The sequence below is a fragment of the Acidobacteriota bacterium genome (assembly GCA_022340665.1).
In the GTDB taxonomy this organism is placed as follows: domain Bacteria; phylum Acidobacteriota; class Thermoanaerobaculia; order Thermoanaerobaculales; family Sulfomarinibacteraceae; genus Sulfomarinibacter.
The window spans coordinates 101553-125518 of sequence record JAJDNM010000010.1; the positions used below are offsets into that span (position 1 = coordinate 101553).

General features: G+C 61.6%; 19 protein-coding genes and 1 pseudogene. 17 read left to right on the forward strand and 3 right to left on the reverse strand.

The features are described 5' to 3' along the window. Window position 1 precedes the first annotated feature (1 nt). On the reverse strand, window positions 2-337 hold the full coding sequence (locus LJE93_01665) for an iron-sulfur cluster assembly accessory protein (GenBank protein ID MCG6947607.1): 336 nt from the start codon (window positions 335-337) through the stop codon (window positions 2-4). Between the two features lie 79 nt (window positions 338-416). After that, entirely contained in the window at window positions 417-1361 is a 945-nt protein-coding gene (gene trxB, locus LJE93_01670) for a thioredoxin-disulfide reductase (protein MCG6947608.1), read from the reverse strand. Window positions 1362-1480: 119 nt separating this feature from the next. Here trxB and LJE93_01675 point away from each other — a divergent pair, with 119 nt between their 5' ends. Continuing rightward, the gene (locus LJE93_01675) at window positions 1481-2668 is read left to right on the forward strand and encodes a hypothetical protein (GenBank protein ID MCG6947609.1); all 1188 of its coding nucleotides are present in this window, start codon (window positions 1481-1483) and stop codon (window positions 2666-2668) included. A 109-nt stretch (window positions 2669-2777) separates the two neighbouring features. Beyond that, window positions 2778-4955 carry a lytic transglycosylase domain-containing protein gene (locus LJE93_01680; GenBank protein ID MCG6947610.1) on the forward strand — a complete coding sequence of 726 codons (2178 nt, stop codon included), beginning with the start codon at window positions 2778-2780 and terminating at the stop codon, window positions 4953-4955. Here the strand turns inward: LJE93_01680 and LJE93_01685 are convergent. Then, window positions 4945-5592 (reverse strand): hypothetical protein, encoded by a 648-nt coding sequence (locus tag LJE93_01685; protein MCG6947611.1) that lies wholly within the window; start codon window positions 5590-5592, stop codon window positions 4945-4947. The genes LJE93_01680 and LJE93_01685 overlap by 11 nt on opposite strands. 178 nt (window positions 5593-5770) lie before the next feature. Here LJE93_01685 and rsmI point away from each other — a divergent pair, with 178 nt between their 5' ends. From rsmI to LJE93_01760, 15 genes and pseudogenes are all read left to right on the forward strand, one after another. Next, window positions 5771-6649, forward strand: a complete 879-nt coding sequence (gene rsmI / locus LJE93_01690; GenBank protein MCG6947612.1) for a 16S rRNA (cytidine(1402)-2'-O)-methyltransferase — start codon at window positions 5771-5773, stop codon at window positions 6647-6649. A 65-nt stretch (window positions 6650-6714) separates the two neighbouring features. After that, window positions 6715-7893 carry a penicillin-binding protein activator gene (locus LJE93_01695; GenBank protein ID MCG6947613.1) on the forward strand — a complete coding sequence of 393 codons (1179 nt, stop codon included), beginning with the start codon at window positions 6715-6717 and terminating at the stop codon, window positions 7891-7893. 21 nt (window positions 7894-7914) lie between these two features. Further along, window positions 7915-8715, forward strand: coding sequence for an ABC transporter permease (locus tag LJE93_01700; GenBank protein MCG6947614.1), 801 nt, complete (start codon window positions 7915-7917; stop codon window positions 8713-8715). Beyond that, the gene (locus tag LJE93_01705; protein ID MCG6947615.1) at window positions 8712-9974 is read left to right on the forward strand and encodes an ABC transporter ATP-binding protein; all 1263 of its coding nucleotides are present in this window, start codon (window positions 8712-8714) and stop codon (window positions 9972-9974) included. The genes LJE93_01700 and LJE93_01705 overlap by 4 nt, the downstream gene beginning before the upstream one ends. A gap of 121 nt (window positions 9975-10095) precedes the next feature. Then, window positions 10096-10179: pseudogene (locus LJE93_01710) on the forward strand (type II secretion system GspH family protein). A 6-nt stretch (window positions 10180-10185) separates the two neighbouring features. Beyond that, window positions 10186-10563 (forward strand): type II secretion system protein GspG, encoded by a 378-nt coding sequence (locus LJE93_01715; GenBank protein MCG6947616.1) that lies wholly within the window; start codon window positions 10186-10188, stop codon window positions 10561-10563. A 146-nt stretch (window positions 10564-10709) separates the two neighbouring features. Next, the gene (locus tag LJE93_01720) at window positions 10710-12332 is read left to right on the forward strand and encodes a hypothetical protein (GenBank protein ID MCG6947617.1); all 1623 of its coding nucleotides are present in this window, start codon (window positions 10710-10712) and stop codon (window positions 12330-12332) included. Continuing rightward, window positions 12319-14112 carry a tetratricopeptide repeat protein gene (locus LJE93_01725; protein ID MCG6947618.1) on the forward strand — a complete coding sequence of 598 codons (1794 nt, stop codon included), beginning with the start codon at window positions 12319-12321 and terminating at the stop codon, window positions 14110-14112. Before LJE93_01720 ends, LJE93_01725 begins: the two co-directional genes overlap by 14 nt. Beyond that, complete coding sequence (locus LJE93_01730; protein MCG6947619.1) at window positions 14109-16073, forward strand: hypothetical protein; 1965 nt, start codon at window positions 14109-14111, stop codon at window positions 16071-16073. The genes LJE93_01725 and LJE93_01730 overlap by 4 nt, the downstream gene beginning before the upstream one ends. Before the next feature lie 5 nt (window positions 16074-16078). Continuing rightward, window positions 16079-17650, forward strand: a complete 1572-nt coding sequence (locus LJE93_01735) for a hypothetical protein (protein MCG6947620.1) — start codon at window positions 16079-16081, stop codon at window positions 17648-17650. After that, the gene (locus tag LJE93_01740; protein ID MCG6947621.1) at window positions 17647-19245 is read left to right on the forward strand and encodes a hypothetical protein; all 1599 of its coding nucleotides are present in this window, start codon (window positions 17647-17649) and stop codon (window positions 19243-19245) included. The genes LJE93_01735 and LJE93_01740 overlap by 4 nt, the downstream gene beginning before the upstream one ends. After that, the gene (locus LJE93_01745; protein ID MCG6947622.1) at window positions 19242-21545 is read left to right on the forward strand and encodes a sulfatase; all 2304 of its coding nucleotides are present in this window, start codon (window positions 19242-19244) and stop codon (window positions 21543-21545) included. The genes LJE93_01740 and LJE93_01745 overlap by 4 nt, the downstream gene beginning before the upstream one ends. Before the next feature lie 88 nt (window positions 21546-21633). Continuing rightward, entirely contained in the window at window positions 21634-22431 is a 798-nt protein-coding gene (locus tag LJE93_01750) for a 2,4-dihydroxyhept-2-ene-1,7-dioic acid aldolase (GenBank protein MCG6947623.1), read from the forward strand. 25 nt (window positions 22432-22456) lie between these two features. After that, window positions 22457-23131, forward strand: coding sequence for an acylneuraminate cytidylyltransferase family protein (locus LJE93_01755; GenBank protein MCG6947624.1), 675 nt, complete (start codon window positions 22457-22459; stop codon window positions 23129-23131). A 16-nt stretch (window positions 23132-23147) separates the two neighbouring features. Beyond that, window positions 23148-23966 (forward strand): hypothetical protein (locus LJE93_01760; GenBank protein ID MCG6947625.1); only part of this gene is annotated, 819 nt, incomplete at its 3' end.

Below are 23966 nucleotides of genomic sequence, written 5' to 3' on the forward strand. Positions count from 1 at the left end.
CTCAGCCGCAACCCGAGCACCCGCCCGAGCTGCAGTCGTTGGACGGTGCAGGGGCGTTGGGGTTATCGACGACGAATCCCGATCCACGCTGATCTTCGATGAAGTCGACCTTGGATCCCGTGAGATGCGGGGCGGACTGCGGATCGATCAGCACCTTGAGATCGCCGTCCTCGATCACCGAGTCGCCGTCCCGCTGCTCGTCAAAAGTGAAGCCGTAGGAGAAGCCCGAGCAACCAACGCCCTGAATGAAGATCCGAAGCTCTTTGCCTTCGGCCTCGGGCATCTGCTGCGCGAACTCCTGGACTTTCTCCACAGCCTTATCTGAAAACGAAATCATTGTGCCTCCTTGAGCCCGCCATCTCGACGGGCTCATTATCATAGCGCAACTCATCACTATTTAGCAATATCGTTGATAATCAATATGCTTCCTGCTCGGCAAGCCATCGTTCAGCCTCGATGGCAGCCATGCAGCCGGTGCCGGCGGCGGTCACGGCCTGGCGGTAAATGGCGTCCTGGGCGTCGCCACAGGCCCACACACCTTCGGCCGATGTTCGCGCCGTGCCGGGCACCGTCTGGATGTAACCCACGTCGTCCATGTCGAGCTTGCCGGCAAAGACATCCGTGTTGGGCTTGTGGCCTATGGCGATGAAGACGCCGTCGGCTGGATACTCACGCTCTTCTCCATTGTTGGTGTCCTGGAGCCGTACGCCGGTGACGCCGCCCTCTTTGGTGCCCAGGATGTCAATGACTATCGAGTTCCATTCGAATTGAATCTTGGGGTTGTCGAACGCCCTCTGTTGCATGATCTTCGACGCGCGCAGCTCGTCTCTGCGGTGGACCACGGTGACTTTGGAGGCGAACTTGGTCAGATAGATGGCCTCCTCCATCGCAGTATCGCCGCCGCCGACGACAACCAACTCCTTGTCTCGGAAAAAGAATCCGTCGCACGTCGCGCAGGCGGACACTCCGAATCCCATAAGCTCGGTCTCCGACGCGAGGCCGAGGAGCTTTGCCGTCGCCCCGGTGGCGATAATCAGAGCATCTGTTGTGAGCTCCCCGCTGTTCGTGGTTTGCACCCTGAACGGATGTTCTCCGATCTCGACCGCCGTAACTTCATCGAAGAGGAACCGCGTTCCGAAGCGCTCAGCCTGCGCCTTGGTCACCTGCATGAGTTCCGGTCCCATGATGCCGTCCGGGAAGCCCGGAAAGTTCTCTACCTCGGTGGTGATCGTGAGCTGACCGCCGGGCTGCATGCCTTCGATGACCAGCGGTTCGAGTTCGGCTCGCGCTGCGTAGATGGCGGCGGTCAGCCCCGCCGGTCCGGAGCCTATGATGAGAACCTTGTTGTGCGTATCGCTCATATTCACCTCCGAGAGCCTGGCGGGCGAAGACGGGCACCTGCGGTCGTGTTTTTCGACGGGCCGGAGATCTCCTGCCTGACCACGGTGATTCCGCGGTCGGTCATTATACTGGTTCTGTCGTGGATCTCTCTCGCTCCCCTAACCACCGCGCCGTGCGGCTCGTGTGTCTCTTTCTCGTAAGCCGACTGGCCCTTCTGGCGGTTGGGCTGATGTCGGTATTTATTCTTCCGTCCGCGGTCGGCTCGCAGCCGGGAAATTTGGTGTGGCATCGACCTGCTCCGGCCCCGCTCGAGATCTGGGCACGGTGGGACTCGGAATGGTATCTGCTAATCGCCAGCGAGGGTTACGCGGTTGGCGAAACGCTCGCCGAGCTTGGGCTTCCCTATTCGAAAGACGCCGCGGCGGGCTTCCTCCCCCTCTATCCCATGCTCATTCGCGTGCTGTCTCCCCTATTCGACGGCGTCGCGGCGGGAGTGATCATTTCCAACCTGTGTCTGTTCGTCAGCCTCTTGTTGTTGGACCGGCTCGTTCGACTCGAAACCGGAACCGAGGCAGGAGAATCGGCAGCCCTTGTTGCATGCACCGCGTTACTGCTGCACCCGTCGAGTCTTTTTTTGTCTGCGGTTTACGCAGAATCGTTGTTTTTGGTGTTGTCGATCGGAGCCTTCCTCGGCGCTCGCACTGGACGGTTCGGTGTGGCGGGCGTGCTTGGAGGCCTGGCCGCTCTGACGCGGCCATTCGGAGTGCTTCTCGTGATGCCGCTCGCTTGGGAGTGGTGGAAGGCGAGAGGTGAAGCTGACGAGACCACCGGGAAAAGCGCTCGCCTGCTATCCGGACTGTGGATACTGCTCGTGCCTGCGGCGATGGTGGGATACATGCTCTTCACTCGCTCCATCTTTGGGGATCCCCTTGCCCTCCTCCATCGTCAGGAGAAATGGCGGGGGGGATTGTCCGGACCGTGGCGGGCATTCATTCGCTGGTGGGAGGCCGGTCCGGTCGTCCATGGCGCACACGGGTCCACCTTCGAGCTGATCGTTGCGCTTACATGCCTGGCATTGTTGGCGGTCATGGCGCGAAAACTCAGACCGTCGTACACGATCTATGCCGCAAGCGCGGTGGTGTTGGCGCTTGGCTCAACGTTGTGGTCTTTTTCTCGATTGACGCTGACCCTCTTTCCTTTCTTCATGCTCGCTGGAATGGCGTGGATGAAAGGACGGAGGTGTCTGCCGACGTTCTATGCGTTCGTCGGTGGTGCCGTTGGCAGTTTTCTGATGGTGCTCTTCGCCAATTGGTGGTGGGCGGGATGAGAATCTCGCCCGCTCTTGTTGGACAGGCGTGATGGGCCGCGCACGAGTGCCAACGTCAGGACAGGCGCTGGGGGTCTGCCGCCGACAGCATCGGTGGCGAGCCGCGGCCGTGGCTGGACTGCTGGTTGCTCTGTTGCTGTGTCCAGTCGCGGCGTTCGCCAGCCTCGGCGAGCTGGCGAGGTCAGGTGACTGGCAGCGGGTCCTGGAAGTCGCCTCACGTCGCGGAGAGCAACTTCCGCTCAACCCGTCAGAGGCACTTATCGCTGCGACCGCGGCCCGGTCGGTCAACGATCGGGGCGCCGAGATACGTTTTTTGGAAATCGCTGTGGGCGCCGCTGATGAGGAGGTCCGCCGGCTTGCAGAGGTCCAGTTGGCGAATCTCGTGCGCGAGGTTGCTCCTGAGCGCGCCGTTTCTCTGGCGGTGCCCGCTTTTGAACGAGGCCTGCCGTGGGAAGTCCGCGAGTCGGCCACTGAGGTCGCGAGATTGGCGATTGAAGCGGGCGTCGAATCCGCCCAAAAAGAATCTCTTGACAACGCGGCCAGGCGGCTTCCACGAAGCCTGCGCCGCCGCCTCGAGTTGACCCTCGCCCTGTCGAACGGCGAGCAGGGGCGGCACCGACTCGAACGATTGCTTGCAGCGTCCACTAGGGATTTGGTGGCCCTTGAAGCAGCCGAGGCTCTCTCCGGGGTCAAAGACCCGAGCTCGAAGGAACGTTGGCGCATTGCCCAGACCCTGTACCGCCACGCGTTGTTCGACCGGGCGGCGCCCATGCTGGAAGAGCTCAGCATGGTGACGGACGGCTCCGTTCCACGTCATGATGCGGCGTTTCTCCGCGGCCGCTGTGCATTTCGCAAAGGCCTATGGGGGGACGCCTTGGCGTGGTATGACAAGGCGTCGAAGTTAGAGCGCTCGTCCGAAAAACGGGCTCAGATTGCTGTTCACATGGGACGGTGTCATGAGCTGAACGGTGACCTCGACATGGCGGTCGAGTCTGCGGTGCGGGCGGTGCGGCTGAAGACTACCGACGATCGTCGCCTCTTCCTCGCCCGCCTGCGATTGCGTCGTGGGGAACCGGATCTCGCAGAGCATGGGATTGCCAGGCTGAGATCTCGAAACAATCGCGCCCGGGGTGAGCTCATGCTCGCGATGTACGACCTTCGCCGAGGTGACAAAAACGCTGCTCACCGTCGGTTGGAAAAAATTCGACGCGGCTCGTGGTCAGCTCCGGCGTCGGTGTTGGCAGCCGAATTGGCTGGATCGAACGGTGATGTAGATGCGGCGATCCGTCTGCTTGAGAGTGTTCCAGGATATGAGGAATTCTGGGCTGAGCAGGCGCGAACCGTCATGGCGGGTCTGCCAGAAGAAAATATCGATATCTGGCGTCAGAATCGCGAGCGGGAAGTGCGATCGGCGGAGGTGGGTTCGATGTGGAATGCGCTCGGGCGGTGGGCGGTGCTCGAGCCTGATCTGGATGAACTTCGATTGCTCAGAGGGCTTGTCGACGCCGTTTTTTCTTCGACCGCGTCGCCCGGGACTCCGAAATTCCCATCGGGACTTGCCGCAGAGTTGTGGAACATCGGCCTGGAAAGCGAAGCCGCCCGCTGGGACCCCGGCGGATGGCCCAAGGATAACCCGGCTGCATCGGTGTGGACGGCGAGTTCCCTTCTGGCAAATGGGTACCCGAGATGGTCGACGCGAGTGGCTGATGGTGCTTGGCGGCAGGCGGGAAGCTCGGTGCCATCGAGAGTGCTTCCGGAGGACCTTCGGCACGCACTCTATCCACTGCCGGATCCCGGGATGGTCCGCGAGACCGCTGCCGGCGCAGGAGTAGCTTGGTCGTTGCTCGCGGGTGTAGCGCGAGAGGAGTCTCGGTGGGATCCCCGAGCGCTCTCTGCAGTCGGGGCGCGTGGGCTGGTTCAATTAATGCCGGCGACAGCAGAAGGAGTTGCTGCCGCTTCAGGATTGCCGTCGCCGATTGGTGACGATCTTTTCGATCCAAGACTCAACCTTCAGCTTGGCGCCAACGAGCTCAGCCGGTTGATCGAGGTCTTCGATGGACGCTGGGCTCCGGCGATTGCGGCCTACAATGCGGGAGAAGCACAGGCTCAAGAATGGTTGGATCAATGTGGCCCTGACTGCCCTCGCTCCTTGTACGTGCTCAACATTTCCTTCGCCACGACCCGGGCCTACACGGCTGGTGTCTTGGCTGCGGCGGACAGTTATGACGAGCTGTACGGAATGGACGAACGGCCCGCATCCCAGAGAATCTCGGCCGTCACCGACTGAAACGAAGCACCTCTTGGCGCTCGCCGGCTCGCGCCAACCACCGCTCGATCTCGTCGTTGAGTTTTCGCTCGACCAACAGCTGGTAGAGCTGGTCGCGGACTGTAACCAGTGGCGGCACCGTTTCGTCGAAGGCGGCGATTTCATCCACGAGGAGCTGCTGGTATGCGGCTTCGATTTCATCAAGATTTACCGAGATTCGAGGCCGAAGCCTTTGCTGGACATAGGCGTCAACCGCTGCAACCCTGAGCACTAACTCATCGAGATCCGCGGGCTGAAGGCCATGTTTTTCGAATTCATTCAGGAGATGCTCCTCGCCGCCGCCACGCTCGATCAGCACCTCCCGGGCATGGTCCGAATCGAGCTCGAGACGGAGCAGGAGTCCGGCGTCCTCAACATCGCGGAATTGCATCTCGAGACGGATACGCGCGTCGAGCAGGTGTGCTTCGAAAGAACCTTCGGACTCGCCCGGTTCCGGATCGACAAGACGGACCAGGCCAGCCAACTCGACGTCGCTGAGGAGGATGGGTGTGCTGTCGACAACCGCCATGACCTCTTCCACGGTCTCCCATTCCGGTTGAGCAATGGCTGCGAAATGACTGGCAGCCAAGAGGATGAGAACGGTGAAAGCGTTTCGCACCCGGATATCGTAGTGCACCGGGACCGAATTACCTACCACCTCGTTGCGTTCCGCTGGGCCAATGCCTGAGACCATTGCCACGAAGTGGCCTCGCAATGAGTTCGCCGTCGGAGTGGTTCTGCCGCGCGGCGTACCTGCAGGCTGCTGAAAGGCGCGTCGGACGCAGTACACTGGCGGCGTGTGCGCGGAATCGGGAACCCTCTGGATCGTCGCAACTCCGATCGGCTCGCTCGGTGATCTCTCGCCGCGAGCCAGGGATGTGCTTGAAGAAGTCGACCTGATCCTCTCTGAAGACACACGACGGACACGACGTCTACTTTCGCACCTCGGTCTCAACGCGCGTGGCCGCCTCCGCAGTCTTCACGAACACAACGAAAAGCAGAAGGTGCCCTCACTTCTCGAGGAATTGCGAGCAGGCGTTTCGATGGCGCTGATCAGTGACGCAGGAACCCCTGTGCTGTCTGATCCTGGCTTTTTGCTCGTCCGGGGAGCGCGTGGCGACGACCTACCGGTGTGCAGTGTGCCCGGCGCGTCAGTGTTTACCGCTGCGCTTGCAGCTGCGGGGCAGCCGCCGCTTCCGGCGACCCTGTGCGGTTTCCTGCCTCCGCGTGCCGGTTCACGACGTCGCCGCATTGCAGAGCTCGCCGAAACGCCCTGGACTATCGTGATCCTCCTCTCGCCCCACCGGCTCGGGAAAGAGCTCGCCGATCTTGCGCATGGGCTGGGCAGTGACCGGCCCGCGACCTTGATGGCGGAGCTCAGCAAGATTCATGAGCGAGCCGTATCGGGAACACTTTCCGAGCTTGCCGCAGGGAACGAATCGCGGAACCCGCGCGGCGAGTACGTCCTCGTCGTGGCACCCAAAGAGCAAGAACCGGTGATGGGCGAGGTTGATCCCCACGTTGTCAGATCCGAGTATCAGCTGGCCGTTGCTGAGGGGATGGAAAGAAGGGACGCTATCCGGGCCGTGGCATCGCGGCTGGGAATCCATCGCCGGCACGTCTTCGACACGCTGGCCTCCAATCAGGAGGATGACGAATATTCGCCGGATGGATGACTCGCCGGTGCGAAAAGGTGTTGCTGCCACTGTGCTAACCTGATCGGGATCATAGGAGGTGGCTCATGCTCCGGCGCCTTGGCTCCGTATTTGGTGTGGTCTTCGGTCTTGCCGGCCTACTGAGCGGCTGCAGCGGCACGCCTGTCGTGGGTGTGGTGTTGCCGACCACCGGCGCGGCGGCTTCTTACGGCGAATCCATTGAAAGTGGCATTCGGCTGGCACTTGCAGGCTCGCGAGAGCGAAATGAGCTCCCCTCCGGGTTCGAGGTACTGTGGGCGGACACCGGGTCCGATCCCGACCGCGCGGTCGCAGAATTTCGCAGGTTGGTCGAAGAGCAGGATGCGAAGATGGTGATCGGCGGAGCAACCAGTGCCGAGGCCGCTGCGATGATTCCGGAAGCCGACCGACTCGAGGTTGTGTGCCTGTCGCCATCCGCATCGGCTCCGGGCCTTGCCCGGCAATCCCGGTATTTCTTCAGGATCTACCCTTCGGACGAGCTTGAAGGGCACACGGCGGCGAATTTCCTGCACGAACGGCTGGGCAAGCACGATGTCGTTCTCTTCACGGGTGACACCGAATACGTGCGTGGCATCAAGCCGGAGTTCCTCAAGCAGTATCAGGAGGCGCTCGGGGGAAATGTCGTGGCCGACATCGAACTTGGCCAGGAGGGGTGGAAACAGAACGCGACAGAAATTCTCAACACGAGCGGCGTGAAAGCGGCATACGTGGTTGGCTACGCGGAAGAAATCCTCGAGGTGATTCAGTTCCTCGACGCTCTCGGTTTTGACGGCAGGATTGTGACCACATCGGCCTTCTACAGCGGTCAGGTAATCCGCGAGGCGGGTACCGCGGCAGAAAACGTGATGTTTCCGCTGCCGCCGTTCGATCGGACCTCAGAGAAGGAGCCGGTCCTGAGCTTCGTCAACAAATACATGGACTCGTATCAACGCGCTCCCGATGTGTTCGCGGCGCACGGTTACGATGCGATGGGTCTGACGATCCAGGTCATGAATCTCGCCAACCCGCCGGAAACGATGGAGATTTTGAAAGCGCTCAACTTCGGCGTGACCGAGTTCATGGGCGTGACGGGCCCGATCCTCTTCGACGATTACGGAGATGTGAAACATTACCCTATGATGTTCATTGTCCACGGCGGACAGGTGCTCAGCTATCAGCGTTTCCTCGAAGCGGAACGGCGCCGCATCGTCAACCAGGTGCAGGATCTCCTGTCGACTGGTGGTTAGTCGCGGCGCACAAAGGCCGAGATGGCAGTGATTCGTCAGCTGTGGCGCAACCGTGCGCTGATCGCAGTGCTGGTACGGCGGGAACTCGATGCACGCTACCGTGCTTCGGTGCTCGGGTTCTTCTGGTCATTGCTCAATCCGCTGCTCCTGCTGGCTGTGTATGCGGTGGTCTTCACCTATATTTTCAGTCCGCGCTTTCCTGGCGGTGACCCCTATCCACTCTTCCTCTTCAGCGGCCTGTTGCCGTGGTTGTTCTTTTCGGGCGCCGTCCTCGATGGTTCGGTGACCCTGGTCGACAATGGTCCGCTGCTGGCCAAAGTGATGTGTCCGCCAGAAATTTTCCCGGCTGTCACGGTGCTGGCGCATCTCGTTCACCACCTGCTGGCGGTGCCGATTCTCCTGCTGGCGATGGCTGCAAGCGCCGCTTTCGGCCTCCATCCCTTCCCGTGGACGTTTCCGCTGGTGGTCGCGGCCCTCGTTCCGTGGATCCTGACAACCGGTGGGGCGGTTTTTGCGGTCTCGGTTTTGTCGGTCCACTTTCGGGACATGCGTGACCTGGTGGGTCACCTACTGAACCTCCTGTTCTTCTCGTCACCCATCATCTACAGCCTCGATGGGCTCCAGGTGCCGGTTGCTCTCCATCGCATCCTGAGTTTCAACCCAATCGCCAGCCTGGTGATCGTATATCGTGACGCCGTATTTTCTGGCGAGGTGTCCGCACCGCAGGTCTGGCTCAGCGCATACTCTGTTGGCATTGTCTCCTGGTGGCTCGGGACACGGATTTTCGGCGCATTCAGGGAAACAGTGGTGGAGGCGGTGTGAGGGGTGCGATCCGCTTTTCCGAGGTCTGCAAGGTTTTCAAATGGCAGGGTCCTCGTACAAGACACGAAACGATCAAGGGGTTTCTCTTCCGCCGTGGTTCCGGGCGGAGCGTGCACGCCAAGGAGCACGTGGCACTCGACAACGTGAATCTCGAAATTGCACCAGGCGAAACGGTTGCCTTGATCGGGCCAAATGGTTCCGGGAAATCAACCATGCTCAAGCTCACCGGAGGCATCCTCAAACCGACCTCCGGGACGGTCGAGGTTGACGGTCGAGTGACGGCGTTGATCGAACTCGGAGCCGGCTTTCATCCCGAGATCACCGGCCGCGAGAACGTGGTCATCAACGGTATGTTGCTGGGCCTCGAACGACGCGAGATCGAAGACCGAATGCAGGAAATCATCGACTTCGCCGACATCGGGCCATTCATCGATCAGCCGGTGAAGATCTATTCGTCCGGGATGTACGTGAGGCTGGGTTTTGCGGTTGCGGTCGCCGCGGATCCGGACGTGCTTCTGATCGACGAGGTCTTGGCGGTCGGAGACGAAGCCTTCACCCGCCGTTGCCTCGATCGCCTGGCTCGGATGCGACAGCGGGGCATCACGATGGTGCTGGTGTCGCACGATCTCGACCTGGTGACCCGCTTTGCAGATCGAGCGGTGTATCTGAAAAGGGGGCAGGTCGCTGCGCACGGTGCAGCTGACGCCGTCGTTGCACGCTATCGGAGCGATGCGGCGGGAGGTGCCGAAATACAGGTTGACGCGTCACCGAGGCAAAATGCCGAAGACCAGAAGCGCTGGGGCAACAGGGACGTCGAGCTGGTTGGAGTCGAGCTGCTGGTGGGCGAGGCTGTATCGAAAATTGTGCCGGGTGGCAGCCCGTGCCGCCTGCGCATTCGATACTCGGTTCGGAACCCGGTGGGAGATTTCGTCTTTGGTATCGCCTGGCACCGCAAGGACGGAACTCAGGTCAGCGGACACAACACCGATCTCGCCGGATTCAAACCGCGACGGCTTGAAGGTGATGGCGAGATTTGCTGCGCCTATGAATCGCTACAGCTCGCACCCGGTGATTACCTCGTGGACGTGGCCGTCCACGCGCGGGGCGGTCTGGCGTACGATTACTGGTGCGATGCGCTCGAGGTGAGGGTAACCGCTGAAAAGGACTGGCCGGGTGTCTGGTCGCCGAAGCACAGCTGGCACTCGGCGGGTCCGGAGTGGGAAACGACGCCTGTTGTCGAAAAAATTGACAATCAGTGACGTCTCGCGGGACCCTCCGGAGCACCGAGTGACGTAAAACGTCACTATGGCCCTGGAAATACAGCCCGAAAACCTGGCACACCCCTTGCAGCATTGTCCACCCGTGAAAGGAGATAGCATCATGCGCAAGAATCGTGGTTTCACCCTGATCGAACTTCTGATCGTGGTCGCAATCATCGGCATCATCGCTGCGATTGCGATCCCCAACCTTTTGAACGCCATCAACCGTGGCCGCCAAAAGAGGTCGATGGCCGACATCCGTACAATCGGGACGGCGGTCGAGGCCTACGCTGTGGATATGGCGTTCTACCCGACCTACAACGCAGGAGGGGGCTCCGCCATCGATGCGACATTCCAGGGCTTTCTCGAGCCGACCTACGTCAAGACGGTTCCGAGGGAAGACGGATGGAGGACGGTCTTCTACGCCGCATCCGAGTCGCGCTTCTACACCCTTGGATCGGCCGCCCGCGACAAGCAGATCGCTGCCTTGGACTCGTACAACGCCGGCATCACCCAGGACATGGACTGCGACATCATTTACTCGAACGGCAGCTTCGTCCAGTATCCCGAGGGTATCCAGACCGACTGATCTTGATCCGCCTTTCAAGTTCAGCTGGGGGCACTTCGGTGCCCCCTTCGTTTTGCGCGGTAAGATTATCTGGTGACGATATCGATGTGCCCTGAAATCCGGATCAGTCGCCGAAATACACCTCTCGGCCAGGGATTCACCATCGGATGAACTCCGATCTGCCCTCGAATTCAGACACATTAGCTCAAGCCGTACTCCTGGGCCTCGCGGCATGGTGTGTCTGGCGGCCAGCGGAGACATTTTCATCGACTGCGATCGTGGTCGCGGCTGTCGCGCTTGGACTGGCAGTGTGGGCGTGGCGACGGACTCCTGAGAGCTCGAACCCATGGGTCATTTTCGCAGCTGCCGGTGCCGTTCTGGGCGGTTCCGGGTTGCTGGGTTGGGATCCTGCGGCGGCGGTGATCGAACTTGCCCTCATCGCAGCAATTGTTGCGCTCGCCTGGATGGCTTCGCGGATTCCCCCGCCTGAGCGGTTGCCGGCGCTGCTCGCACTGGCCATCTCGGCCCTGTCACTGTGGGGCGCGTGGCAGGTGGCCTGGGGGATGGATCAGGCGACGTCGGATCTCGCATACCTTCCTGGAAATCTTCAGGTGGCAGCGGCCGAAAGGATTGCCAGCGGGCGTGCGTTTGCCTCGCAGCTCCTGCCCTCGCACCTGGCGGTACTGCTTGCCACCGCCTTGCCGATCCTCGTCTACAGGGTGAAACCAGGGCGATCTTCGATTCCCTGGGCGATCGGCTCTCTGCTCTGCGTCGTCGGGCTCGCGTTGGCCCGGTCTCCGGTGGGAATCGCTCTCGCGCTCCTCGCCTGTGCAGCCTTGGCTGTCCGCAAGAAGCGGGGAGCGCTGATTTGGCTTTTGATCGTGTTAACGGTCGTTCTGGCGATTGTGATTGGCGCGCGGGGTGATGTCCTCGAGCTCGAGCCCGTACGGCTTCGGGTCGACAACTGGCGAACCGCGACCTGGGTATGGTCCGGATCACCGGCAGCCGGCGTCGGTCTCGGAGGGTTTGCGCAGGCGGCACAGGCGGTGCCCTTCGAGGTCGGTAACAGCCCCCGACACGCCCACTCCTTACTACTTGAGTGGTTCGCCGAGCTTGGCCCGGCTGGCCTTCTGGCGGGAGTGTTTTTAGCAATTGCGCTGTTCGGGCTGCTTCGAAAGCTTTGGGCAGAGCGACCGGAGTTGGCGGCTTCGCTGGCGGTGATTCCTGCCCACAATCTGATCGATTTCTCGCTCTACGGGTCGGGGGTGGCACTCGCCTGGGCTGTCCTCTTGGGCTGGGGACTTGCCTACGTCCGTGGAAATGCGGACTCGGACAACCCACCGGCGGCGGGGAGGACCGTCTTCGTAGCTGTTGTGGCCGCAATGCTTGCAGTTGTGGTCTTCCACGTGACATCAATCACAGTGCAAGATTTCGCTGCGATTCGGAAGTCCCCGCGCGAGCGTTACGAAACGGCTTGTCAGGCTCTGCGTCTCGCTCCCTGGAGAGTCGATCCCATCGGGCTCATCGCCGACGCGGCCCTGGACACGGGAGAAGCCGCTGTCGTCGACGAAGCGCTGTCAGAGCTCGAAGAACATCGCTGGTTGAGGCCCCGATCAGCCGCCCTCGCGGCTCTTTGTTCCCGATTGGCGATTGCTCTCGAGGATGCGCCGACGGCGGCCGCTGAAGCGTGGACTGCCTCCTCGGATAGGCCCAGAAGTCGCACCTATGCCGAGAACTTCGAAACTCTTGTCAGGCAGCTCGACGGAGAGAGGCACGATGTCGCCCCGTGAGCTCCCGACGTTGATCGCCACGGCGGTGGTGGCGGTGGCGGCGATCCTCGGCGGAGCTTTCTTCCCGGCACCACGGATGGTGATCGGCGCAATGTTGGCGGTGGCCCTGGGAGCAGCGTGCACTCTTGTTCGCGGCCGGCTGGCCGCTGAGGAGTGGATGCTTGCAGGCTTCGTGGTCTGGGGTGTCGTGTCGGCAGTCGCGGCCGCCGCCGCCCCCCTGGCGGCACGAGAGACGGTTGTTGTGTGGTTGATTACGCTGACACTGTGGGCCATCGGGCGAAGGGCCGGAGAGTGGTGCTCCCGTGCGGGATTGGTTGTTGTGGCGACGGGCTCTATCATCGTTGCTCTCGGAGTCATACTTGAATCGGTGGGACTCGGCGGAATTCGGGTCGGGGGACTCCTCGAAAACCCGAACATTGCCGCCGCACTTCTTGTCACCTCGATCCCAGCTCTCCTGATTCTCGATGTTCGAAAGGGTTGGCAGCTTGCGGCAGCGATCGTCGTCACGGCTGGGCTGGTCATGACGGGGTCGCGAGCCGGGCTCCTCGCATTGCTCGTCGTGGGGGTTGTGACTCTGCCTCGCGGCAAGGTGCGCATTTTCAGCCTCGTGACTGGCGGGATTTCGGTAGCTGCGATTTTCATCTGGCGATTCGCCAGTCAACCTGACATATTTGCCTGGTTTCGGCCTTCAATCTGGTCGGCTGTGTTTCGTATCTGGGGTTCCCGACCATTCGCTGGCGTCGGTCCGGGCGGCTTGCTGGACGCCGCGGGCGTCGAGCGCCTGCTGCACGTCGACCACATCGGTCACCGCCAGTTCTCGATTGCCTACGCCGAGTCGACTCCACTCGCAATACTCGTTCAAACCGGACTGGTGGGCTTGCTGATCGCCGTCATCGCAATTGTGCTGTGGTGGGCACGCCTGCGTCGGCGCGGTGCGGCGTCCGTGCCGATGGTCGCGGCCCTTGTGGCGATGGCTGTGATGGGCGCATTCCACGATTTCTTGACGGCAGACATCGTCCTCTGGTGGTGGGCCGTGATCATCGGTCTGATGGAAGCGAGAACTGCTCCAGAGGTCAACGAGGGGCCTCAGTTGGCGATTTCGGGTCGAAACGTCGCCCGAGGTCTGCTCCTTTCGTACGTCGTCCTCTGGGGGGTTGTGGAACCTGCGTGGGCGCGGTGGATGTGGAGGTCAGGAGGGGCGGTTGCGGAGCTGGTTGCGCCCACGATGCGGGCCGAGCCCTGGTACGACACGCCGCTTGACTGGCGGTCACGCGACATCTTACGACGCCCACCATGGACGTGGCGGGAAGCTGCAGAAGCAGTGGCACAGAGCGCGCGAGCAACCCGCATCCATCCTGGTGCGGCGAAGTTGTGGACGCTCCACGGCACGGTTCATTCACGGCTCGTGACAGACCTTGGCCCCTGGCCCGAGAGCATCCGCGCCTCTCGCGAAGCATTTGCACGAGCGGTGGAGCTCGAGCCTCATCAGCCGTGGGCGTGGCTGGAATGGGCGAGACTCGAGAGAAATATCGGTGAAATCGACAGGGCAATCGAACTCGTCGAGAGCGGGCTGGCTGCAGAGCCGCACACGGTGCGGGCGCGGCTCTTTCTCGCCCGGCTCGAGCTCGACCGGGGAAGGCCGGATGCCGCACAAGAGGCGTATGAACTCGCACTGCGGTCGGCAGGCTTGGGATCCCACCAGGGTCTCAGCGAATACGAGCGCGAGCTCGTGACCGCGCCGGCCTGGCAGTTCCTCGCCATCGAAGAGGCCCTCCGGTGAGACGTCCGGAGCGGTTCGGTTTGTGGTGGGTTCCGCTGACACTGGCCTTCGCGCCGCTCGTCGGCCTGGTACCGTCCCACCGCGACCTGATCGATTACTTCGCGCCGATGCGGACCCTGACCGCCGACCTTATCGGAGCCGGTGCGGCCCCATGGATCAATCCCGCCAATGGATGTGGGGAAGTGTGGTTCGCAAATCCGCAGACCGCTGTGCTCTATCCGCCGGCGTGGCTGCACCTGGTGCTGCCGGGGCCGTGGGCCCTGGCGTGTGAAGTCGCAGTTCATCTTGCCCTTTTGTCCCTGGGTGTGGGCCTCATCGCGCGCGATCTCGGCGCGAGCCGATTCGGCAGGACGATGGTCGAGGTCACGGCGTGGTCAGCGGGGCCAATCCTGTTCACCGTCGGCGTCCTCAATAATCTCGAAACCCTGGCATGGATTCCGTGGATGGTGTTGGCCTCTCGGATGAAGGGACACAGGGCGGTGCCGCTGCTTGCCGGCGCCACTGCCCTCGGCTGGCTCGGGGGCGAACCCCAGCTGTGGGCGATGGGGGTTGTGCTGGCTTTTGCGGTTGCTCGCGACCGTTTGCGGGCGCTCGCGGGAGTCGGCCTCGGTACGGCAATCGTGAGCGTCCAGCTGGCACCGTTTCTGGTGTGGGTGGCTGAAGGAGACCGGGGCGGCTCGGCGGCATGGCTTCTCCGCGGAGCGGTCGCACCGGCGGCATGGGGCGGGCTCGTGGTGCCTGGCCCGGTAGCGAGTGCGGGCAGGATGGTCTATGCGGAAAGCCTGTTTTTGGGAGCGCCGATACTGATGTGTGCGCTACTCGGAGCCTGGCGAAGACGATGGGTGCTGGTCGCAGCAGGGGTGCTCGCGCTGCTGGCGACGCTGCCCGAAATCGGTGCGGGTGGTCTGTTCACGACTCTCACCGGGGGTCTGGTGCGCTATCCCTCGCGTTTCGCCCTCGCCGCAATTTCCATGCTCCTGCCGGCGGTTGGCGTCGGAGCCGAAGACTGGCTCGAGGGGCGCGGCCGGTGGCTGGCGACCGTTCTTGCGCTGCTCGCCCTCATCGTCTGTGCCGTGTCAACTCATCCCTGGCGCTGGTGGATTGCCGGCGTGCCCGCTCTGCTGATGTTGGTTGCAGCAGCGACTCCGAAGCAGAAACTTCTTCGGGTCAGCGTCTTGGTGGTAGGGACGATCGCAATCGTGGTCGCCGGCGTGCAGTTGGTCGATCTCCGCCCGATCGGGGTCGTGCATGCCGATACGTCGACCTGGCCAGAAGCCGCGAGTGGAGGACGAGTCTACGTGCCGACTCCGGCGGAGGACGTCATGCGGTGGCTGGCGACCGGCATCGAGGCACGCCGGCTGTGGCCGGTCGGATACCTCAACCTCGAGGAAGGGTTGACGGTCGCGCGGACCGACGCACCGGTGGCTCACCGGCGATTGGCCTCGCACATCGCGATCACCGACGAGGGCCCTGCCAACAGGTGGTGGCTCGACGCTCTTGCCGCCGAGTGGATGATCCTACCGGTTGGCGAGGGCGTCCCGGATTCGATGGAAGTGGTCTCCAGCCGCGGCGGCATGCGGCTTCTCCGCAACCAGGGTGCGCTTACCATTGTCAGCGTCGGTGATGGACCACCGGACCCAACGCTGCCATGGAGTCCTGGTGGTCGCGTCACCGCACTCGAGCTGGACACGACGTCGTGTGAGGCGGCATTCGAAACGTCGACCCATGCCTGGTTGTGGATTTCTCTGACCCCCGTCAGTGGTTGGCGGTGGAAGCTTGACGGGCGTCCGGTGGAGCTTAAGCAGGGTCCGGGCATTGTCCAATACCTCGAGGTATCTCCCGGTGGGCATGATCTCGAGGGTCGGTATCGACCGCCGTTTCTCCAGGTCACCGGCATCTTCAGCGGTTGTGCCCTGCTCGCTGCTCTCTTCGGACTGATTCGGGCCCGGAGGATGTCGTGAGGAGGGTGAGCCTCACTCTGCTTCTGGTTCCGATCGTGCTGGCCGCAGTGTTCTGGTTCCGACCGCCACGAGGTGATGACTCCTACCACCACACAATCAACGCTGTCGAGCAGGTTCGAGCCTGGCGGGAGGGCGCGGTGTTCCCGCGCTACCACCGTGGCTGGAACGGTGGAACCGGGACCTTCGTGCCTTCCATCTACTCTCCAATTCCGCTTCTCATCCAGGGCGGACTTGCGTGGATCACAGGTGATGGCCAGCGTGCGGTCGGCCTTTCTCTGGCCATTGCCCTTTTGGTGCTTGCTGTGGCATTAGCCGGTTGGACCGGCCGGCCAGCGGCGTTGTGGGTGGCGTTGGCTCCCTACCCCCTGGCCGTTGCCGTGTCGCGATCCACCACAACGGAAGCCTGGGCCCTCGCCGGCGCGGCGATTGTCCTGCCGTTGGCAATGCCGCCGGCTCCGATGACGCCGTGGCGGGGTGTTGGCCTCGCATCCGGGACCTTTCTGGTCGCCGGATGCCAGGTGGGGATGCTGTTGCAACTGGGCTGGCTTTTGGGTGTCTCGTGGATGGTGTATGTGCTTGTCGCCATGAGGGGCGCTGGCCCGGAACTATCGTCCAAAGGACGTGAGCTTGTAGGTGCCGTCAGCTGGAGTGCGGCTGGGTTGGCAACTGCGGGGATTTTGTGGGTGCCGGCGGTGCTGGATGCAAAATACCTCGCGATCGGAGAGCTCACCAGTGGACCTCTCGATTGGCGCAACAACTTCCTCCCGAGCAGCGGCGAGTTGGGTATCTTTTTGACCGCGACAGCGGCGAGCCTGATGGTGCTCGGCTGTGTCGTATTGTCAAAAGGCGAGCGAACCACGAGGCTCTCGTTAGTAGCTGCGATTGTTGTCGGGGTCATCCTCAGTACACGGCTGTCGGCGCCACTGTGGCATCTGCCGAAGATGGAGATTCTCCAGTTCCCGTGGCGCACGCTCGGTCCGACGACCCTGGTTGCGGTAATGGCAATCGCCTGCCTGCGCGATTGGTGGCGCGCCGTTGGGGTGGTTGTGCTTCTCCTTCCGCTTGTGTTGCTGCCTCTCAGGGTTGGTTCGGGAGCCGACTCGGTCCCGACCAACAGCACGCCCGAAGAGCTGGCGATGATTGCTCACCACCAGTGGGGATTGGCACCCGTTCTCCCGACCACGGCCGGGCTGTACGCCCCCGGCTATCACCGCCTCGAAAGCCTCGATCACCTTGCCCGTCAGCAGGCTTGGATAGAGGTTGTCGACCGCAATGCGACGGGCGGTGAGTGGCTCGTGACCCACAAAATACCGGGCATGGTGTTGCTGCCCCTGCAGTGGTGGCCGGAGTGGCACATCGAGGTCTCTGGATTCGATACGGAATATACGAACCGGCACGGGTTGGTGGCAGTGGAGACTGGCCCAGGTGCGGTGAATATTCGGGCATCGCTCGCGCCATCCCGGTCACGGCGACTTGGAAAAATTCTTTCGATCTGCGGTTTCGCAGCACTGGTACTTTTGATGGTTGAGAGGTTGAATCGAGATCGGAAGTCGCCCGCTCATGGGGGGACGTCATGATCGGCGATCGTCAGCCGATGGCCAATGAAAAATTGGCCGGTGGAGGAGCCGTCGCCCTGTCCGCCCTCGCGTTTTTTCTCGCCTTCGTTGGTGCGTGGCTGAGGCCGGTCTGGCATGACGAGCTCTATACGCTTTCACTCGCGCGCCTGCCGGTCGGTGAGTTGCTCTCGGCACTGGTTGTCGATTCGGGCCCGCCGCTCCACTACCTGCTGTGCCATCTCCTCTTTGTGCTCGTTGGCTGGCCCGAGGGATCATTTGTCGGCACGTTGATGGTGCGAATGCCGTCAGTTGTGGCCTATTCAATTCTGCCGTTGGTCGCGTCTCGTGGGTTGCCGATCGGCAGCCGCGGCCTCCCCTGGGCGGCAGTGTTGACGATATCGTGGCTGCCGCTTTTCTATTTCGGCACTGAAGCGCGCGCTTACGCCCTCCTCGCACTCGTGAACGCCGTCGCCTGGATACGGGGCCCGGAGTGGATCGAGCGCGGAGGTCCGAGAATCGTCGCCTTTGGAGCTGCTGCAGCCTGTCTTCCCGTTTTTCATTACATGGGAGTTGCGAGCTTCGTCGCCCTCCCGGCGCTTGCGCTCTTCGTTTCATCTCAACGGCGGCGTGCCCTGGCGGTGACGCTCGCAACGGCGGCACTCCCGGCTTTGATCTGGTCGCCGGTCATGCTCGGTTCGCCCAGCTCATCGATGGGCTGGCTGGACACCGCAGCGGGCCCGGGCCGCCCGGGTTGGTCGACGCTGTCTGTGCTGGCGCCAGCGGGTCCATTTCCCGCTCTTTTCGAGTTTTCGGAGCCGCCGGTTGCCGCATGGCTTTCGTTGGCATCTCTCGTCCTGTTGGTTGCCGGGGCAGTCGTGGGCATGCGAGTTCTCGGCAAGCGTCTCGCGAGCGAGAGCAAGGAGGTCGCCGCCGTAATCAGGCTCGGTATTGGTCTGTTGCCTGCTGTTGGATTGGCTCTGGCAGGACTGGCCGGCGTGCCTCTCTACTTCGCCGGGCGGACCGAGTCGATGGTGTGGACTCTTGGGGCCACCATGGCAGCGGTTGCGATGCTCGGTATGGGGCGTTCGGCGAGAGCAGTAGCTGGCGGCGTCTATGCTCTGATAGGTGTTGTGACTATCGTGATGTGGCTGGCCGAACTCCCATCTCGCCCTCAGGGCGTTGGGGTTGAAATCGGATACGAACTCGCCTCGAGAAGCGAACAAGGCGACCGAATCGTGGTCGCGGGGTTGTGGCAGCTCGAAGTGCAGCACGGGCTGGCCGAGGCGAATTTGGTCCAACCACAGAAGCCGCCGGTGAAGGTCGAGACGATTCCGAAATCCCAGTCGGATCACCCTGGATGGCTGGACCGAAGAATTCTGTCCTCACCGAAGCTTCTGGAGGATGAAGCCCGCGCGCTTCGAGACGCGTCTGATAGGGACCTGAGCCGCATCTGGCTTGTCTGGAGTCCGGGCTTACCCCTCGAAAGCGGCCTTTTCCCCGTGTTTTCCGGATGGCAGCGTGCTCGTGTGATGAGCTCCCCGATGATCGCGGTCGATCTTCTCGTGCCCCCGCCTCACGAGATATCGCCGAGGCGCGACGGAGAACTCCGCAAATGAAGAGGGTGACCGAGCCGGGACGAAGAAAAAACCTAGCTCAGGGTTTATACCTGGCAGTCTCTGTTTTCCTGGTTGCGTGCGGCACGGGTCCTCAGGTCGAGGAACTTGACCGGGAACTCGCCTGGCTTCTCAGTCGTTCGCAGAACCTGGCAGATCGAGCGGCCGGATTTGACCAGGAACGAGCGTTAGACGACATCGGAATTGACTCATCGAACGGAACGATGTTCCGTTTCGACGAGCATCTCGGGCAGGCAAGCTACGAGTCGATCGGCTCGGGCTTCGTCGGTCACAGTGCGACTCTCGCGACCCTTGGGGTTGACGGAGAGAGTACGAGGCTGGAAGGAGTTACTTCCTGGAACGTGGATGTTCCGATGGGGCGTATCGCGGCTCTGGAGATGGAGATCGCCTCACCACTCCTCGGACGATTGGAAATCGAGCTCCAAGGGGATAGCCCAGGCGATGCTGTGACGATCGAGCTTCCTCTGGTTGGTGATGGTGTTGTCCATCCCTATCGTTTCGAGCTCTTCGAGACTCTCGCGCCTTGGGCCAGTGAGCGCCTGATACGCGTGCGATTTCGTAGTCGGGCGCCTCGTGACGAAAGCCCGGTCGATATTCGGAGCGTCTGCCTGCTCTCCCGTCAGGCGGAGTATGTCGACTCTGAATACGGTGTCGTGCACAGGCGACACGATGGGGAGACCAGACTCTCCATCTTCCAGTCGTCTTCGTCGGTGATGCGCTTTACGCTACGGGGAGATTTCGGAGACGCTGTCGATTTTGTGGTCGGCGGGGCGGTGCTTCTCGAGGGTGCTCCGGTGCTCGCGGAAATTTCGTTGATTCGCAACGGCAGGCGCTACACGTTGTTGTCCGAGACCATCGATTCGGGTGGCAGCTGGTTGAACTGGCGGATCCCCCTGGGGAAACTGGATGCGGACGAGAAGGTATTCGAATTCCGGGTGACATCCAACGCGCCCAACGTGGTGTTCTGGTCTAACCCGTCCATCGTGAGCCGACCAGGGCGTCCGTTCAACGTCGTCATCGTCCTCGAGGACGCACTCCGAGCCGACCACCTCTCTTGTTATGGTTACTACCGTTCAACGACTCCGGTAAAGGACGCCCTTGCGGCGCGCGGCGCACGCTTCGAGAGATGCTATGCGCAAGCCACCAAGACCCGTTTCTCGTGTCCGTCATTCATGACATCGCTCTATCCGACGGCAACCGGGGTCGAGGGAATCTGGAACCTCCACGGCACTTTGGACGACAATTATCTGACCTTGGCCGAGGTCCTCAGGCGACGCGGGTTTGTCACAGCATCGATTCACCAAAACGCTAACGCTGGCAGTCCGGCTGGTCTTCATCAAGGCTTCAGCTATCTGTTCGAGAGTGTCCTGGGAAGTGCGGAAGAGCTCTACGCCGGTACATCCATGCAGTGGATCGAAGAACACAGCGATCGGAACTTCTTCCTCTATTTGCACATGGCCGACCCACATGAGCCGTACCATCCACCCGAGGACTTCAGGTTCTGGTTCGATGAGCTCGAGGCTGGATTGTCGGGAGGGGCGTCAACAACACGGCTCAATCGTCAGGACCCTCGCTGGATGCTGGAAGCGCGCAGGGCCCTCTATGATGGGGAGATTCGAGCCAACGATCACTGGTTCGCCGCCTTCCTGCAGCGCCTCGAGGATCTGGGGATAGCCGAACATACGTTGCTCGTTTTTATGGCAGATCATGGCGAACACCTCGGTGAACACGGCCTCTGGTCTCACCACCCGCCGGGCTACGTCCAGGTTCTGAACACGCCACTGATCATGGTGTACCCACCTCGCATCCAACAGGGAATCGTGATCGATGCCGCTGTTCAGAACCTCGATATCATGCCGACAATTCTCGACCTCGCTGGTGTCGACAGCAGGCCCCTTCTCATGCAAGGTGAGTCACTCACCCCCCTGATGACAGAGGGTGCCGCAAAAGGTTGGGACCGAAACCTGGCGTACTCGGAGGAGGCGCTTCTCAAGAAATCGCGCGACGAAAACAGACCCTGTGGATCGGTTTTCATGGGCCGCTGGCACCTGCTCGACTCGTTCCATGCTCGGATAAAGCTCTTCGACCTGGAGCTCGATCCGAGCGAGGAGAACCCATTGCGGCTGCGTCGCGAGGTAAGCGATCGCATTCCGCGTTTTCTGCTCGACATGCAGCAGGCGGAGCTCGAGATCTGGAGAGGGATCACCGGCGGCAAAGAAAACACGGTTGTGCTGGATCCTCAGACGATCTCGGATCTCAAGGCTCTCGGCTATCTCGAATGATGGCCACATTGGCAACGAAGCATCAAGGGCGGTGAAATGACGGCCAATCGCTCACCCGTTGGGTGATATAATTATGTGAATCGTTCTCATGATTTCTCCAGCTCTCATTACCCGCACTCTTCGGCAGCAACTTGACGACGGTCGCTGCGTCATTGGTAGCTGGCTCAACACCATCAGCCCTGTCTCTGCGGAGCTGATGAGTTCGGCCGGCTTCGATTTCCTGACAGTCGACGCCGAGCACTCCGCGGTCGGCGTGGCGGGTGCTCAACCGATTTTCCAGGCGATCTGCGCCGGAAATCCGGACTGCGCTCCGCTGGTCAGGTTGCCGGGGATCGACCATGACACGGTCAGGCGTTTCATGGACATTGGTGCGGCCGGGGTGATCGCACCGTTCGTCAATTCAGCCGAAGACGCGGACGCGGTCGTACAGGCGGTGAAATACCCTCCCGAGGGCGGCCGTGGAGTCGGTTTCTGTCGGGCCAACCTCTATGGGTCGGACTTCGAACGAGCGATCGAGATCGCCAACGACGCCTCATTTGTATGTGCGCAAATCGAGCACATCGATGCTGTGGAGAATATCGACGAGATCCTGTCGGTGCCAGGTCTGGACGCGGTTTTTGTCGGTCCGTACGATTTGACGGCGTCGATGGGGCTGACCGCCCAGTTCGATCATCCGGACTACCTAGCGGTCATAGGCCGAGTCCTCGAGGCCTGCAAGCAGCACGGAGCGGTCGCCGGCATCCATTGTGTACAGCCGGACGTGTCCGAGGTGTTTCGACGAATCGACGAGGGCTTCCGGTTCATCGCCTACAGCCTCGACATCGTGATGATTCAAAGAGCCTGTGCCGACGGCTTGGCGGAGATTCGGAAACGACTCTCCGGGTGACGTTTGAGAAATCCATGGGGGAACGATGATATTCAACCAAAAGGTCGCTGCGCTGGTGCCGATGAAGGAGCACAGCGAACGCGTACCGGGCAAGAACACCAAACCGTTCGCCGGGAAACCGCTGTTCCATCACATTCTCGCGACCTTGCAGTCGACCTATGCCATTGACATTATCGTCGTGAACACCGACAGCGAGGTGATTGCGGAGCAGGCCGCGTCGAACTTCTCGAAGGTCGAGGTGATCGAGCGCCCCGAGGCGCTGCGGGGGGACTTGGTCAGCATGAACGCTCTGATCGCCCACGACATCTCGCAGGTGGCCGCCGAGATTTACATTCAGACCCATGCGACGAACCCACTGCTGCGTTCTGAGACGATCACCGCCGCGCTTCGCGAGTTCGCCAAATCTGAAGTCTACGACTCACTTTTCACAGTCAACCGCGTGCAGACGCGGTTGTACGACTCGGATGGAAAGCCGGTCAACCACGACCCGGAGGAATTGCTGCGCACGCAGGACCTGCCACCGCTTTTCGAGGAGAACTCGTGCCTTTATTTGTTCACCGGTGAGTCGTTCGACAAGAACGGTCGTCGAATCGGTAACCACCCCCTGATGTACGAGACGGAGCCGATTGAGTCGATTGACATCGACGACGAATTCACCTTCCGTCTGGCCGAGGTGCTGGCCGGCTACGCCCATCGGTAGGGGTGGGAGACGCTAAATGACACAGAAGATCGTCCAGATCATGACGCACCCATTCGGCGCCTCCGGCGACCGACCGCGCAGAGTCCTCGAAGAAAAGGGATGGGAAATCCGCTACAACCCTTACGACCGGCGGCTCAAGTCGAGCGAGGTTCCGGACATCGTACGCGATGCCCATGGAATCATCGCGGGAACGGAGCAGTACACCCCGGAGGTCATGGAAGCGGCACGGAATCTCGAGGTCATTTCGCGGGTTGGGGTCGGTCTCGACAACATACCGTTCGACATCTGCCGCGAGCGTGGCATTGTGGTGACTTTCACGCCGGAGGCTCCCGCCGACGGCGCCGCCGAACTCACCGTCGGTCAGATCCTCAATCTGTTACGGAAAACCCACGAATCGGACAAATCGATCCGGGAAGGTGCCTGGAACCGGTTTCTGGGCTTTCTCGTCAGGGAAGTCAACATTGGCGTGCTCGGAGTCGGACGGATTGGCAAGCGGGTCGTCAAACTCCTGAGCTCGTTCCAGCCCCAGCTCTACGGTTGCGATCTCGTACCCGACCTCGAGTTCGGAGAAGCGTACGATCTTCGCTGGGTCGAGAAGGAGGAGCTCTTTCGTGAGTGCCACCTCGTGACGGTTCACGTTCCCCTCAATACGAGGAATCACCACCTGGTGGGCGGCCCAGAGCTTGAGGTCATGCGCCCCGGCGGCCATCTCGTGAACCTCGCCCGGGGAGGCATTGTCGACGAGGCAGCGCTGATTGAAGCACTCAGCTCGGGCCATCTCTCAGGAGCCGCGCTCGACGTCTTCGAGGAAGAGCCGTACGAGGGGCCTCTCACT